The organism is Arcticibacter eurypsychrophilus (assembly GCF_001730525.1).
GTDB lineage: Bacteria > Bacteroidota > Bacteroidia > Sphingobacteriales > Sphingobacteriaceae > Arcticibacter > Arcticibacter eurypsychrophilus.
The window spans coordinates 23,200-38,475 of record NZ_MDFN01000014.1 but is presented as its reverse complement, the minus strand read 5'-3'; the positions used below and the strand labels follow the sequence as shown (position 1 = coordinate 38,475).

The following is a 15,276-nucleotide window of genomic DNA, read 5'->3' as shown; positions in this document are numbered from 1 at the left end:
GAAAGGGTTTTAAATAAGAAACAGGTGTTCTTTTACTTCTGGAATGACACCTGCACTGACCGCTTTAGAAAACAATAATTCTATAGCACTCCGGCCCTCTGAGCCCAAATCTACAGAATATTTATTTACGTACAGTCCAATGTGCTTATACATCACCTCATCTTCCATGGTCTGCGCATGGCTTCGTATGAATGCTATACCCGAAGTAGGGTTCGTAAATGCATACTCTACACTTTTACGCAGCACCCGGTTTATTTTATGTTTGGTATCCTGATCCAGACTTCTTTTGGCAACTATCCCTCCTAATGGAATAGCACAGCCTGTTTTTTCTTCCCAGTAAGCACCCAGGTCTATAACTTTATGCAGGCCCTTCTGTTCATAAGTAAAGCGATTTTCATGAATGATCAGTCCCAGATCTACCTTACCGGAAAGTACTGCCTCTTCGATCTCGGAAAATACGAGCTCTACTTTATTCTTTACTTCCGGAAAAGCCAAACTAAAGAGAAAATTTGCGGTAGTAAACTTCCCCGGGATGGCGACTGTTTTATCGGTATATACGGTTCCTGAATCGGTAACCGGGTATTTGGATATAACCAGTGGCCCAACACCATAACCAAGGGCACTACCAGAATCGAGCAAAACGTAGTTCTGTACACAGTAGGCATAGGCATGGAAACTGAGTTTAGTAACATCGAGATCCTGGCGAAAAGCTTTATGGTTCAATGTTTCCACGTCATCGTAAAAAACCTCAAAATCAAGCCCTTCGGTATCTATTTTATGATGGATCAATGCATCAAAAATGAAAGTATCATTTGGGCAAGGAGAAAAACCTAATTTAAGCTTCATATAATGTTTGATATAACTGTATTAACTGCTCATTAAGCGTATGAATGGCAAGTGGAATATCCCATTGCGTAGTATCCCGTCGTTCCACATAATTAGAAACCGATCTTATCTGGATACAGGGGATCCCCAGTTTATTACAAGAGTAAAAGAAAGCGGCTCCTTCCATAGATTCCACATCAGGTTGCAATTGCTGAACAATAACCGCAATTTCTTGTTCACTGCCATGTATCGTGTTTACTGTAATACCTTTGGCTTGAGTGATAGTTGAGGTAAGCGATTCCAGGGTTTGATACGGGATAGGATGTGCCATTCCTGTTCCAAAACCCAATTGATCAATGGAGATAAATGATGCCCCATCTGTAGCACCGAGTTCTGAAAAACAGTCCTCCATTACCTGTACGATTTCCCCCAGTTTAAGGCTTCTGTTGAAACTTCCGGCTATTCCGGCATTCATAGCAAAATCAAAAGATGGTGATGAAAGGACTTGCCCCATTGCAAAGGCTGTTGCCACCATTCCTACTCCTGTGATCAGAATAAAAACCTGATTAGTACCCATATAATTAATTCCACGTTTTAAATTAAAGCGCGAAAGGAATGGTGCAATCTCAAATTCGGTAGCTGAGACAATCAATGATTTCATTGGACGAATATACAGAAAGCTGAAGGCTGCATAATCATTTAAGACATCAGTTTTAAGTATATTAGCACTTTATTAAATTTAAATGATATATATCACCCGAAGAGAACAGTTCAATGCAGCTCATAAATTATTCAGGGAAGAATGGAGCGATGAGAAAAACCTGGAAGTTTTCGGTAAATGTGCAAACCCCAATTGGCACGGTCATAATTATGAGTTGTTTGTTACCGTAAAAGGAGCTGTCAACCCGGAAACAGGCTATGTAATTGATTTAAAAATATTGAAAGATATTATAAAAAGTCACGTGACCGACAAATTGGATCATAAGAATGTAAACCTGGATGTAGACTTCATGCAGGGAAAAATGGCTTCAACAGAAATAATATGCATCGAGATCTTCAATCAGTTACAACCTCACATTGAGTCGCAAGGCGTTTTTCTACATCAGGTTAAGCTTGTAGAAACAGAAAACAACTATGTAGAATACTATGGGCACCAGCCAATATCTTAAGAAATGAAAGAACACGATTTGAATTATTCAACCGAAGATAATGAAAAGGGATACGAAAAAATTGAACGATATAATCCGTTAAAAATTGAACGTATAGCTTCGCATTATGCTGAAATATTAGCAGATCTGGGCGAAGATCCAACAAGAGAGGGACTGTTGAAAACACCCGAAAGAGTGGCTAAGTCTTTACAATTCCTGACGCATGGTTACGACATCAAGCCAGAAGAAATCTTGCGAAGTGCGATGTTTAAAGAGGAATACAGCCAGATGGTAGTGGTAAAAGACATTGAAGTGTATTCTATGTGTGAGCACCACCTTCTTCCTTTTTTCGGAAAGGCTCACATTGCTTATATTCCAAACGGGCACATCGTAGGCTTAAGCAAAATACCCAGGGTGGTTGAAGCATATTCCAGAAGATTGCAGGTTCAGGAGCGTTTGACAAATGAAATCCGCGACTGTATCCAAAAGACTTTAGCTCCCCTGGGAGTTGCCGTTGTAATAGAATGCAGACATTTATGTATGTCGATGAGAGGAATTCAAAAACAAAACTCGGTTACGACCACTTCTGCTTTTACAGGTGCTTTTGCAAATGAAAGGACCCGTTCAGAATTTCTTAAGTTAATAACAGCAAGCCTGGATTAATTCCAGCTATATTTTAACTATAACCCCGATTGAATGAAAGCGTATATTTTCCCTGGACAGGGTGCTCAGTTTATAGGAATGGGCAAAGACCTGTACCAACAAGAAACCGCTAAAGAGTTATTTGAACAAGCTAATGAAATTTTAGGCTTCCGCATTACGGACATCATGTTTGATGGAACGGATGAAGAATTAAAACAAACGAGCGTTACCCAGCCCGCTATTTTTCTTCATTCTGTGATACTTGCTAAATCTTTAGCTGAAGCATTTGAGCCGGATATGGTTGCAGGACACTCTCTTGGCGAATTTTCTGCCCTTGTATCAGCTGGAGCGATTCAATTTGAAGATGGATTGCGACTAGTTGCAGCCCGCGCGAATGCTATGCAACGGGCGTGTGAAATTCAGCCTTCTACTATGGCAGCTATTCTAGGCCTCGATGATTACACAGTAGAAGAAGTTTGCGAAATGATCAGTGAGATTGTGGTGCCGGCAAATTATAACTGTCCGGGACAGATTGTCATATCAGGAAGCATTGAGGGTGTGGATAAAGCCTGTGCAATGCTACTTGAAAGAGGTGCGAAGCGTACTATAAAACTGAATGTGAATGGAGCTTTTCATTCTCCACTGATGGAATCTGCAAGAGCAGAACTAGCTCATGCGATCGAATCTACTAAAGTAGTTTCTCCTACATGCTCAATCTATCAAAACATTGATGCAAAAGCACATACAGATGCAGAAAGTATCAAACACAACCTGATTGCTCAGCTGACAGGACCAGTTAAATGGACTCAAACCATACAAAGAATGATTCAAGATGGTGCTACTTCATTTACAGAAGTTGGTCCCGGTAATGTACTGCAGGGTTTAGTTAAAAAAGTAAACAGATCTATGCCTACGCAAAGTGCATCATAAAATAAATTTCAATGCTTAAAGTTTAATACTTATTGTGAGCGCAACTTTTAAGATACGAATCATTTTATTTCTGTTAACACTAGGCTGTACAGCTACCGCTTTATTAATTAATTTTACGTACAGCAAAGATGAGTTACTGGATTTTGATGCTAAAACGTTAGAGACTCGCCTTCACAAGAAAGAAAAGTTCATCAATGATTATTTGGGCGATTCTGTAAACTTTAACGCGCTCCGGACCATTCACAAAGATCCAAGGCTTGCCATAAATTTAATTCAGACATTCCGGGATGTCAAGACAATTTATGTACACACTTATAAGAATAACCAATTGGTATTCTGGGGAGCAAATAGGGTTGCTCCTCAAACAGATGCTGGTTTAAAGGAAGGAAGTAACCGAATAAAAACGCACAATGGATGGTATGAAGCTATAAAAAAGACTTCCGGATCCTTCTCTGTAGTTTGTATCATTCCTCTAAAAGCAGAGTATAAATTTCAGAATTCGTATCTGAAAAACATATTTGCCGAAGATCTCATTAAAGACAATAACCTTGAAATTGCCGGTCTCAGTGACAAAAAAACATATACCATTAGAAATATTGAAGGCGATTTTATGCTTTCAGTTAAACTAAAATCGTCCTTAACAAACACCTTTTACTCTACGTTAGAGCTATCCATGTGGGCTCTTGCCGTACTCTTCGCTACTATTTTTATTAATTATTTAAGTGTCTCTATTGCTTCAAAAGGACATGTAAAGGCTGCAACCTGCCTTTTTTTCCTATATTTTTTGATTTTCAGAGTCTGTACGCTCTATTTTCCTTATCTGGACAAGGTATTTAACGTGAGCTTATTCGATCCCAGGCATTTCAATGACGGATTTTTACTTCCCTCATTGGGCGACTATCTGCTCAACACACTTATTATAAGTTGGTTTTTATGCTTTATTTATAGTTTCCGTAAGGATTTGAAGCTGACTACATTGCCTATAAATAAAATAGCGGGCATCATTATCTTCATCCTTTTAGGCTTGATTATTTATCTGATTGCCAGTCAGCAAAGTGATTTGTTTTATGCGTTAATCATAAAATCAAATATTAACTTCGACCTTACCAATATTTTAAATCTAACAGATCACAGTTGGATCGCTATTTTTCTACTCTATATTTCCGCCTTTAACCTCTATCTTGTACTGGAAATTATCCTGGCTATCGGAGATAAACTACCTATTTCAAACCAGACAAGACTCAAAATATTTATTAACGGAGTTATTATTCTCCTACTCATCAATCTGATTCTGGGTACTATAAATGTTTACATCCCTTTATTCTGTATTATACTATTTATTAGAGGATACTGCTTTTATACAAAAAAGAAAAACTACCGTTTGGTCATCTTTTTGTTTAGTGTACTACTTTTTTCAATCATTGCCTCTATTAAACTGTCTTCCTTTGAATTTGAAAAAGAAAGAGAGTTAAGAAAGGTAACTGCCTACAAATTAGAATCGGCTGATGATCCCAATGCTGTCCTACTTTTTATGTCATTGGAGCAAGAGATGAGTAACGACGAATTTATAAAGGAGTACTTTAGAAAACACACTATAAATAAAGCGATTCTGGATGATAATCTAAAAAAACTTTATTTTGAAGGTTACTTGTCCAGATATGAATTTGAAACTTTTACATTTACTCCAGGGCAGGAATATAACACAGCAGATAGCACCCAAATCCACAACTACAGGAACCTGGTACTGGCTGGATCTATTAAAGTTTCCGAAAATTTCTATCGTGTAAATAATACTTTTGGATTTCAGAACTATTTTGCGATCATTCCGGTAAAAGATCAACATCGGCAGATTGGGACACTAATCATTACTTTAAAATCTAAAACATTTAAGAATTTGGGTACGTTGCCCGAAGTGCTGATAGACAGCAAAATGATTTCCGATAAGGGATTGAGTAATTATTCATTTGCCTTTTACCTGGATGGGCATTTACTCAATCAAAATGGCAATTACACTTACAATTTAATTAATAATACTTTTCCGGGTAAAATCAATCAGTTTATTTTTACTGAACAAAATGGGTACAGTCACCTTATCTATCAGTCTAATGCCAAGAAACTTATTGTAGTAAGCCGTCCGATCTCATCATTGATCATGAAGCTGGCTTCTGTATCCTTTATGTTTCTGGTAATGATACTCTTGACCGTTTTCATCGGCTTGCTGTATCAGCTATGGGTAACCTTTCACGACGAAAATTTTATAATTGACCGAAATGGATGGAAATACCTTTTATCCCGGCATCGTATTCTATATAAAACAAGGATTCAGGCATCACTTGTAGTCGCTATTGCTTTTACGCTATTGATGGTTAGTTTGATCACCTATTTTAGTATCAGTAGTCAGTTTAAAAATGACTTGGAGAAAGATGTAATCGAACAAGTCAATCAAATCAATTCAGGATTAGAAAAGAATAAAATTTTCAAGAATGAAAAGTTAATGGCTACAGAAGAAATGTTGCGGACATTCTCTGAAATAAACGCGACAGACTTAACCCTTTATGATGTACAAGGCCGATTACTTTTTACTACACAATATAAGATCTACGATAATGGATTTCTAGAGCCCCGCATGAATGCATTGGCTTATATCTATCTCCAGAGGCTTCAACGCTCAGAATACCTCAATGAAGAACTGGTGGGCAGAATGAAATATGTAACCGCTTATCAACCTTTAAGAAACGATAGGAACGAAACAATTGCTTACCTCAGCATACCGAAATTTTCTTTTGAGCGCGATTATGACTCCCGAATTGGTCACTATCTAAATACATTGATTAATGTATATGCGCTTGTACTAATTATCATTGCCATATTTGCCATATTCCTCGCCAACCAGATTACATTTCCGCTTACATTAGTGAGTAAAAGCCTCAGTGAGGTTAGTATTGATGGAAAAAATGAACCTATTAAATGGGAAAGCAATGACGAGATAGGCAGCTTAATCAAAGAGTATAACACGATGATTTTAGCGTTGGAAGAAAGCGCCAGGAAACTTGCGCGCTCTGAAAGAGAATCAGCATGGCGTGAAATGGCGAAACAGGTCGCCCATGAAATAAAAAACCCGCTTACTCCATTAAAGCTAGGCGTACAACTGCTTGAAAAATCATGGCGTGAAAATGATCCTAATTTTAGTAAAAAGTTTGAACGGTTCAGCAAGTCGTTTATCGAGCAGATTGAAAGCCTTGCATTGATTGCTTCAGAGTTCTCTAACTTTGCTAAACTTCCAGACACCCCGTTTTCAAGGATTAACCTGATAGAAATCATCAAACGATCGATAGACATCTATGCAGATTCCCCTGGACTTAACATCTCCTTTAAACACGATATGCCCGAATTCTTTCTTAACGGAAGTAAAGATCATCTTTTAAGAATATTTAACAACCTCATCAAAAATGCAATAGAGGCCATTCCTGAAACAGAACCGGGTTACATTAACTTATCGCTCAAATCGGATGGTCAATTTGCCATAATAACGGTTTCAGACAATGGAAAAGGTATCCCTGAAGATTTGAAAGATATTATTTTCAACCCAAATTTTACTACAAAAAGTTCGGGGACAGGGTTAGGCTTAGCCTTCGTTAAACAAGCCATAGAGAACATGCTAGGTACCATTACTTTCGTTACGGAACAGGATAAGGGAACTACCTTTTACTTGCGCCTGCCTATAGTAATTTAGCTGCTTTAAATTAGCGTAAAGCTATTGTTACCTTACCAACAGTATAACCATCTGCATACAAAATAATCGCATACTCCCCTTTTTGAAAAGGCACCGTCTTATCCCAATCGATAGAAAACAACTTCCCATATGTATTATCGAAATCTATCGTTGTTTTATATGTATACTGCATTTCGTCATCGTTGGCAGTAAATAAACTTCCCCCATCAGCAATTAAAAGGTTGCCATTAGGGTCAATAATTCGCATAAAAATATCATGTGTCGTCTTGGTAGCAAGCGCATTGTCAGCAATAGTAAATCTTACTTTAATACGCCCTGCTGTGCTTGCCCTGGTCACTTCACTTTCCTTACCGTTTTTTCTTAATCTTACAGCAGATACAACAATATTCGCAATCTTCAACGCCGCGGCTACCTTGACTTTAGCATTCAAATCCGAATTCTCTTTTTCAAGTATAGAGGTCCGCTCATTTATATTCGCCACAGTAGTTTGTAAACTATCCCTTTGAATTTCCAAAGAAACATTCTTATTTTCAAGCTTCTTAATATTAGCGGTATAAGTGGATACAAACGACTTTAAATCTTTTATTTCCTTTTGTGCCCTGGCTAACTGCTGTTGGGTTAATTTTCCCTGTTTTAATTGAGTTCGAAGCTCAGTAATTTTTAACCTTGCTACTTCTTGTCCTTCTTTTAATTCTGTGGAAAGATCCAGATAAGAGTTCTTTGTGCGATCAAGTTCGGCTTCAATCCTATCGATCTCAATTTCCATGCGGGATTTCTCATCTGTTAGTGTAATAATTTTATCATCCGATTTTTTACCGTTAACGTATACATATATATTAGAACCCAGCAAAGCAACTATACACAGTATTAAAAAGTAAAACTTGTTCGAATCTTTAGTGAGAACTTGTTCGGGGGAGTCATTTTCCATAACAGTACAATTTTATTTATATTTCATTTCTTTGTACAAGCAAAGAAGATTAAGCGTATTATACAGCTCAAATATCCTTCTAATATGCAGTTTTTTTAATAGCCTTTATTGAACATGTGTATAATTTAATCCAAAACACTTCATAAAGCCTTTCTGTTTAGCCTAATTAACTTTTAACAATTTAAATTTAAAGAAAGTATCTTTGCCATTTATTAGCCAGGAAAATCTACCTACCTCCGGGCATGCATTCAATAGCTATCGATAATGAAAATTTTAAATCACTTTACAATACTCCTCTTTTTAATTTGCTCTATCTCATCTGCTTTTGCTCAAATAAACAATACTCAGGATCACCCTAAAAGAGAATTCAGAGGGGTCTGGGTGGCAACTGTTGCCAATATTGACTGGCCTTCGAAACCAGGTCTCTCCACAGAAAATCAAAAGAATGAACTGCTTCGCATCTTAGATGAACACCAAAAAAGTGGTATTAATGCCATCATACTTCAGGTAAGGCCTGCTGCTGATGCTTTTTATGGCAACGGCACAGAACCATGGAGTAGATTTTTATCAGGCAAACAGGGCCAGTCGCCTTTTCCTTTTTATGATCCTCTTACCTTTGCTATCGAAGAAGCCCATAAAAGAGGAATGGAGTTACACGCCTGGTTTAATCCATACCGCGCTTCCACTACACTGGCTAACTCAGAGTTAAGTCTCAACCACATTACCCGTCAAAACCCCTCCTGGTTTTTTAATTACGGTGGCAAAAAACTCTTTAATCCAGGGATTCCTGAAGTTCGAAACTATATCGTTCAAACCATTATGAACGTAGTGCGGAAATACGATATTGATGGAGTTCATTTCGACGACTATTTTTACCCTTATCCCGAAAAGGGACAGTTTATTAACGACTCTAAAGAATTTGCAGCATACGGTAAAGAATTTAAGGATATAGGCGATTGGAGACGGCATAATGTAGATACCTTAATTCAAACGCTTTCTGATAGTATTCACCAGGCGAAAAAATACGTCAAATTTGGTATTAGCCCCTTTGGAATATGGCGGAACAAATCGCAGGACTCTACCGGTTCGGAGAGTAGCGGACTTGATAGTTATGGATCCTTGTACGGGGACTCAAAAAAATGGATTGAGAAAGGATGGATTGATTATATAAATCCTCAGATTTATTTCCCTTTCCATAACAGATCTGCGGCATTCGAAAAACTCACAGACTGGTGGAGCGATAATGCTTTTGGGAGGCACGTTTATATTGGTCAGGCGGCTTACAGAGCCATTGAAAGGCGTCCCGGATGGAATAGCAAATCACAGATCCCCGATCAGATCAGGTATCTACGTAACAACAACCGGATTCAGGGGAGTGTATACTTCAGTTCCAAATCCCTCACAGGCAACTATGCGGGGCTTCAGGATTCCCTCCGGCAAACCTTTTATTCCAGGCCATCTCTACCTCCTCAGATGTTGTGGAGAGATGATACCCCACCACAGGTACCTATTAATTTGGTGGCCTTACAATCAGATAACAAAGTATTGCTAAACTGGAATGAACCCATGCGTGCCCGTGACGGAGAAACTGCCTATGGCTACGTGATATACCGCTTTAGCGCATCCGAACAAATTAATATTCAAAACGCTGCAAATATTATAAAAATCAGCTTTGAGAACAAAACCACATTCATTGACACGGATAGCATTCCCGGAAGCTACTATTATGTAGTCACTGCCCTTGACAGAATGAAAAACGAAAGCGCCGCTTCAAACAATGTTATGATTTCAGTTACTTTGCCTATTTATAAAGCAGCAAAGTAATCTGAGAAAGCACTGGTTTGATTTTAAAAAATCAGATTAAATTAATATTACCATCCGGATGAACCAAACTAAAAGCAATTCCTGGATTCCAAATTAATTAGAACAAAGAAGTTTAATATTTGGATCAAAGCAAGTAAAAGCAAACAAGCTCTAAGTGATTTAATGCTACTTACAAATTATAGGAGAAACTAATTATAAGGCGTTAGATCAGATCTGACCATCAAAAATGAATTCTTTCCATTTCATTCTTTAAGGAATTAAAATCTTAAAAACTGTATTTAAATTCGAATTAGTTTTCAATAAACTAATGGAAGTTGGTCCAAAAAACTTAACAAGGTTCATATCTTTTAACAAAAAACGGCAATCTTCAAATAGAAAATTGTCGTTTTTCGTTAAAATACAACATAGACTGAGGCTAATTAAAAATTTATTATTAATTAGCGAATGCTGAACTTAATTCATCATTCAGCCCCGGTTATTAAATTTAAAAATAAGATTAGAGTAATTTAAACCCAAGACTTAATTGCCATAAGTTCTGTTTTTTAAACGAATCATCATTACTCACATTTGATAATCCTGCTTCATAACGCAAGTCAAGTGTAATATTAGCGATGTCAACACCAGCACCAATTTGAGCACCCCAATTCTGATCTTTGTAATTGTCTTTTGTGAAAGCTTCATTAGTTGAATCCCATGAAAGATTTTTATCCAATACAAAAGAAACAACTGGTCCAGCCATAAAACGAACACCCAAAGGGCCCAAACCTATTTTAGTTCCCAGTAAAACAGGCACATCCAGTGTTGTAAAGCGTACTTTTCCTGTAGCATCTACCCCACCACTTGAATTATCAGTTTTAAACTCTCCGCCTTTCCCTGCAAGGTAAGCCTCCGGCTGAATAATAAATCCTGCAATACCAACCCGTGCCCAGGCACCAGCCTGATAGCCAAGACGATTTTCTTCCTTTGCAAAATCAGTATTTAATTTCGCGAAATTGATCCCGCCTTTTAGTCCCAGATTAAAGGTAGGTAGCTGTGCAAAAGTCGCAGATCCTGCCAACATCAGCATCATTCCAAATAATATACTCTTTTTCATAATTTCAATTTTAAAGTTTATTAAGATGTGTTATACATTTGTAACAACAATTCTTCCATTAAGTTGTAAATGTACACTGCAATCGCCTTTATTTAACACTTATATTTTCATAATTTTACGTCAAATAAAATTATGGCAGAGATCAGCATCACTCCGGAAAACTGGGAAAGACTAAAATTAAAGGTTAAACGCAAATACAGAGACCTCACTGAAGAAGATTTGGCATTCCATGCCGGCGAAGAAGAACAATTGATTCTAAGGCTTATGGGCAGATTAAAAAGAACAAGAGAGTATGTCGTCTTCACCCTGCAAAAAGGATTGGTAAACATTGACAATAACCGCCTTTAATTGTAATTTTTTTATTCGATGCAGGTCAAAAGGGATTAAACCTGCCTTCAAATAGTATATTTATACTACTAAAGCGCATCCTACGTATTGCTTTATAACCTCATAATTATGCTTGACCTAAGGAAACATGCTAAAAAAATAATATTGACCGCTTGCACCGGACTTGTTATTCTATCATTTGCTTTTAGCGACGACTACTTTCAAGCCTCTAAAAACCTCGAGATCTTCACTTCCCTATATAAAGAAGTAAATGTCAACTATGTGGATGAAATAAATACCTCCGAAATGATTCAAACAGGGATCGAGGCGATGCTGGAAAGCATGGACCCATATACCGAGTTTGTTCCTGAATCGGATATGGAAGATTACCGCATGAAATATGTGAGTACCCAGTATGGTGGAATCGGTACCAGTGTTCAGCTGCATGATGGCAAATTTCTCATTGCTGAAACATTTGAAGGTTTTCCTGCCCAAAAAAGTGACCTTCGTGCTGGCGATGTCATCACAGCAATCAATAGTCTCTTTTTAAAAGGCAAAACATATGAATCTGTGAGTACCATGCTCAAAGGTCCAAAAGGAACTGCGCTGAAGATTACCGTTGACCGCCCCGGCCTAAATACTCCTCTAACTGTTGATGTCATAAGGGATGAAATTACACAGCCTAATGTGAGTTACTCCGGACTTATTGATGATCACATCGGGTATATCAAACTGGACAAGTTTCTGGAAAATTCAGGTAATGAAGTTTCCGAAGCTTTAACCTCCATTCTAAAAAGCAAACCTTCCGGATTGATCCTTGACCTGCGCTCCAATGGTGGTGGAATCCTTCAGGAAGCAGTAAAAATTGTTAATCTTTTTGTTGCCGCAAACACAACTGTAGTAACACAAAAAGGTAAAACAAAAGAAAAATCGTATACCTATAAGACTTACAATCCCCCTATAGCACCAAATATCCCCTTAATTGTCCTGGTTAATAGCCGTTCGGCTTCTGCATCCGAAATTGTTGCAGGCGCATTACAGGACCTCGACAGAGCTGTCATCATTGGTCAGAGGAGCTATGGAAAAGGACTGGTACAGCAAAGTTTTAACCTTCCTTATAATAGCCTGATCAAAGTTACCGTTGCCAAATATTATACCCCTTCCGGCCGTTGTATCCAATCGCTGGACTATACCCACCGCTCTGCTCAGGGAGAAGTGGTCAAAGTAGCCGATTCGCTGATCTCTGAATATCACACCAAAGCAGGGCGACTTGTTTATGATGGAAGTGGCATATATCCCGATCAGTTTGTCACCCCACAACGGTACAGTCCTATTGCGATCACCTTATTAAGCAAGTTTTACATATTCGATTACGCCACATTATACCGCAGTACACATAAGCAATTGACAAGTGCCAAAGATTTCAGACTTACTGATACGGAGTACACTGATTTCGTAAAATATATGTCAGACAAGGATTACAACTATTTCACAAAGACAGAGAAATTAGTAAATGAACTTCAGGAAGAAGCTGAAAAGGAGAAAAAACTCACTGAAATACGAACTGAATTTGATGCCCTGAAAAAAAAGGTCTATACCAGTAAGCAAAATGATTTGAATCAATTTAAAGAAGAAATTAAACTGATTCTAGAAAATGAAATTGTCTCCCGCTACTACTTTCAAAAAGGGCGTATGGAGCAGGCCTTTAATACGGATTTAGAGATTAAATCAGCCCAAGCGATATTGTCTGATAAAGCAGTACTCGCCTCTATCTTAAAAGGCAATGGTAAATATAAATCCATTGGCAAACCAGTGTTAGGCTTTACCGCTAACGTTCCTGAACAATAAACCCCTCTCCAGGTATGAATATAGAAGATTACAGAACGTTCTGCCTCAGCCTCCCTGCCGCAACTGAAAGTTTTCCTTTCGGAGATGATACCCTCGTGATGAAAGTAAAGGATAAGATATTTACCCTGGCTTCTTTAACCCCCTTTTCTTTCAATGTAAAATGCAATCCTGAACATGCGCAAGAACTTCGGGAACAATATAGTGACGTGCTTCCAGGTTACCACATGAGCAAAGTACATTGGAACACCATTCTTATTTCCGGAGCAGTGCCCAATAAACAGCTGGAAGACTGGATAAAGGACTCCTATGACCTGATTATTTCCAAATTACCCAAAAAAAATCAACTTGACCTCCAGAGTAGCATCTAAATTACTAAACCTTCCTTGTAAATGATTGTTAAATCAATATGAAGAAATCAGCTCCGATGATCGTAGCCACGTCGCTTATCTTAGGATCAGCGGCTCTTATAATCAGAAAGATTTTCCAAAAGCGTTTAGATACCGTAAAACATGTCGATCTCCAGCAGTATTTGGGTAAGTGGTATGAAATTGCTTCCTTTCCTCAAAAATTTCAAAAAGGCTGCACTTACACCACCGCCTATTATACCTTAAATGATGATGATACCATTACGATTAAAAACTCCTGCATCGCCAATGGAGAAGAAAAAATCGCGTTCGGTAAAGCTAAAGTAACCGATAAAAACTCCAATGCAAAGCTCGAAGTACAGTTTCAATGGCCCTTTAGTGGAAAGTATTGGATTTTAGATCTTGCACCCGATTACAGCTATGCCCTTATCGGACACCCTAATAGAAAGTACCTTTGGATACTGAGTCGTAAGCCATGGATGGAGATGGATGTCTATAAAAAACTATTGATCATATCTGACCGGAAGGGATTTGATATCTCTAAACTCAAAATCACTCCACAAAAATCTAATGACTGATTGTATTAACTTAGCTGTTCCTTATGCATGTTCACAGCTCGGTTAAACCCTTTCCATTCCTCCTGTTTATCACTTTATTGACCGCATTGTTTTCCTGCAGCCAACAAAGCGACAGCGGCAAAAAACAACGCCCATCCTTTAAAAATATCCTGGGAATTCAGTTTATTGAAGTGAGACGGGAATTCAACACCGGCCTTTCATTTAACGATCAGGGCTTTCAGCAAGAACCCGACTGGAAACTCTACTTCCTTTCCGAAGATTCTGTGATGATCTATAATCCGGTTAAAAAGGTCTATTTTCATTATCCGGTATATCATGATCACGATTCTGTATTTAACATCGCACGTGAATGGCTCCGCCTCAAAGAGATTAATAAGGACAGTATCACCTTTCAACTCTTGTCCGTAGATGAAAAGAAGGTTTCACAAGAACGCTCTAATGTGACTATGAAATTTTACTCCTATACCTATTTAAAGGAGCATTTAAGGCAAGATCCCGAAAAACTCAAACATCCCAACAGGAAGGACTCTTTGTTTATTAGAAGTAAGATAAGACGTGCTCTCCGTAATTCATTTAACCCCGACAGCTGCTTTGCTGCCCGCAATCCTGTACAATTTACAAGCACGAATAAAAACATACAGGTAAATAAGGTGCCCGTTGAAATGGATAAAGATAATTTAGTAAGCAGCAGTCCATCCGATGCCTACCTATTCCCCGAATATTCCATCACAATTCACAAAGCCTATAAAAAGTTTTTTTACACATTTTCCGTACTTGTGGATCAAAATGGAAAAATGCGCGTTAACAAATATATAACGAGTCCCGAGTTTGAAGAATCAAGAAAAAAAGTACTGCAGGGAATCGTTGACGTCTATCTAAGCCACTATTTAACCCTAATTCCTGGTTCCACTTTAAATATGTTTCATCCCTCAGAAATCACCCTTCATGTAAGGGGAATTGTACAATAACCTACACAATTGTATCATAATCAAGACACTCCAAATGTTAAATTTGTCTATACTATACACTTTTAAC

At 38.0% G+C, this 15,276-nt stretch carries 14 protein-coding genes; 10 read left to right on the top strand and 4 right to left on the bottom strand.

All coding sequences use genetic code 11. The features are described 5' to 3' along the window. Positions 1-9 precede the first annotated feature (9 nt). The gene (locus BFL47_RS09235) at positions 10-846 is read right to left on the bottom strand and encodes a 1,4-dihydroxy-6-naphthoate synthase (protein ID WP_069659508.1); all 837 of its coding nucleotides are present in this window, start codon (positions 844-846) and stop codon (positions 10-12) included. Then, positions 836-1,486, bottom strand: coding sequence for a futalosine hydrolase (mqnB, locus tag BFL47_RS09230; RefSeq protein WP_069659507.1), 651 nt, complete (start codon positions 1,484-1,486; stop codon positions 836-838). The genes BFL47_RS09235 and mqnB overlap by 11 nt, the downstream gene beginning before the upstream one ends. Positions 1,487-1,568: 82 nt before the next feature. On the opposite strand from mqnB, the gene BFL47_RS09225 reads away from it, so the two are divergent. The 4 genes from BFL47_RS09225 to BFL47_RS09210 are packed head-to-tail and all read left to right on the top strand — an operon-like array spanning position 1,569 to position 7,278. Next, entirely contained in the window at positions 1,569-1,994 is a 426-nt protein-coding gene (locus tag BFL47_RS09225) for a 6-pyruvoyl trahydropterin synthase family protein (protein ID WP_069659506.1), read from the top strand. A gap of 3 nt (positions 1,995-1,997) precedes the next feature. Beyond that, positions 1,998-2,636, top strand: coding sequence for a GTP cyclohydrolase I FolE (folE, locus tag BFL47_RS09220; protein WP_069659505.1), 639 nt, complete (start codon positions 1,998-2,000; stop codon positions 2,634-2,636). A gap of 33 nt (positions 2,637-2,669) precedes the next feature. Then, on the top strand, positions 2,670-3,545 hold the full coding sequence (fabD, locus tag BFL47_RS09215) for an ACP S-malonyltransferase (protein ID WP_069659504.1): 876 nt from the start codon (positions 2,670-2,672) through the stop codon (positions 3,543-3,545). 34 nt (positions 3,546-3,579) lie between these two features. Beyond that, on the top strand, positions 3,580-7,278 hold the full coding sequence (locus BFL47_RS09210; protein ID WP_069659503.1) for an ATP-binding protein: 3,699 nt from the start codon (positions 3,580-3,582) through the stop codon (positions 7,276-7,278). A gap of 10 nt (positions 7,279-7,288) precedes the next feature. Here the strand turns inward: BFL47_RS09210 and BFL47_RS09205 are convergent, their stop codons facing one another. Beyond that, positions 7,289-8,206: a hypothetical protein gene (locus BFL47_RS09205; RefSeq protein ID WP_069659502.1), complete on the bottom strand. Its 918-nt coding sequence runs from the start codon at positions 8,204-8,206 to the stop codon at positions 7,289-7,291. A 264-nt stretch (positions 8,207-8,470) separates the two neighbouring features. Between BFL47_RS09205 and BFL47_RS09200 the strand changes: the two genes are divergently transcribed. Then, a complete protein-coding gene (locus tag BFL47_RS09200) occupies positions 8,471-10,030 on the top strand; it encodes a glycoside hydrolase family 10 protein (protein WP_069659501.1) in 1,560 nt (519 codons plus the stop codon). A 496-nt stretch (positions 10,031-10,526) separates the two neighbouring features. On the opposite strand, the gene BFL47_RS09195 is transcribed toward BFL47_RS09200, so the two are convergent. Next, a complete protein-coding gene (locus tag BFL47_RS09195; RefSeq protein WP_069659500.1) occupies positions 10,527-11,123 on the bottom strand; it encodes a porin family protein in 597 nt (198 codons plus the stop codon). A gap of 132 nt (positions 11,124-11,255) precedes the next feature. Between BFL47_RS09195 and BFL47_RS09190 the strand changes: the two genes are divergently transcribed. The 5 genes from BFL47_RS09190 (at position 11,256) to BFL47_RS09170 (ending at position 15,209) form a co-directional block, all read left to right on the top strand. Further along, the gene (locus tag BFL47_RS09190) at positions 11,256-11,471 is read left to right on the top strand and encodes a CsbD family protein (protein ID WP_069659499.1); all 216 of its coding nucleotides are present in this window, start codon (positions 11,256-11,258) and stop codon (positions 11,469-11,471) included. Positions 11,472-11,579: 108 nt separating this feature from the next. Continuing rightward, positions 11,580-13,298, top strand: coding sequence for a S41 family peptidase (locus tag BFL47_RS09185; protein ID WP_069659498.1), 1,719 nt, complete (start codon positions 11,580-11,582; stop codon positions 13,296-13,298). A 14-nt stretch (positions 13,299-13,312) separates the two neighbouring features. Further along, on the top strand, positions 13,313-13,666 hold the full coding sequence (locus tag BFL47_RS09180; RefSeq protein WP_069659497.1) for an MmcQ/YjbR family DNA-binding protein: 354 nt from the start codon (positions 13,313-13,315) through the stop codon (positions 13,664-13,666). Positions 13,667-13,704: 38 nt separating this feature from the next. Continuing rightward, positions 13,705-14,241 carry a lipocalin family protein gene (locus tag BFL47_RS09175; protein WP_069659496.1) on the top strand — a complete coding sequence of 179 codons (537 nt, stop codon included), beginning with the start codon at positions 13,705-13,707 and terminating at the stop codon, positions 14,239-14,241. A 23-nt stretch (positions 14,242-14,264) separates the two neighbouring features. Then, positions 14,265-15,209 carry a hypothetical protein gene (locus tag BFL47_RS09170; RefSeq protein WP_069659495.1) on the top strand — a complete coding sequence of 315 codons (945 nt, stop codon included), beginning with the start codon at positions 14,265-14,267 and terminating at the stop codon, positions 15,207-15,209. Positions 15,210-15,276: the final 67 nt, after the last annotated feature.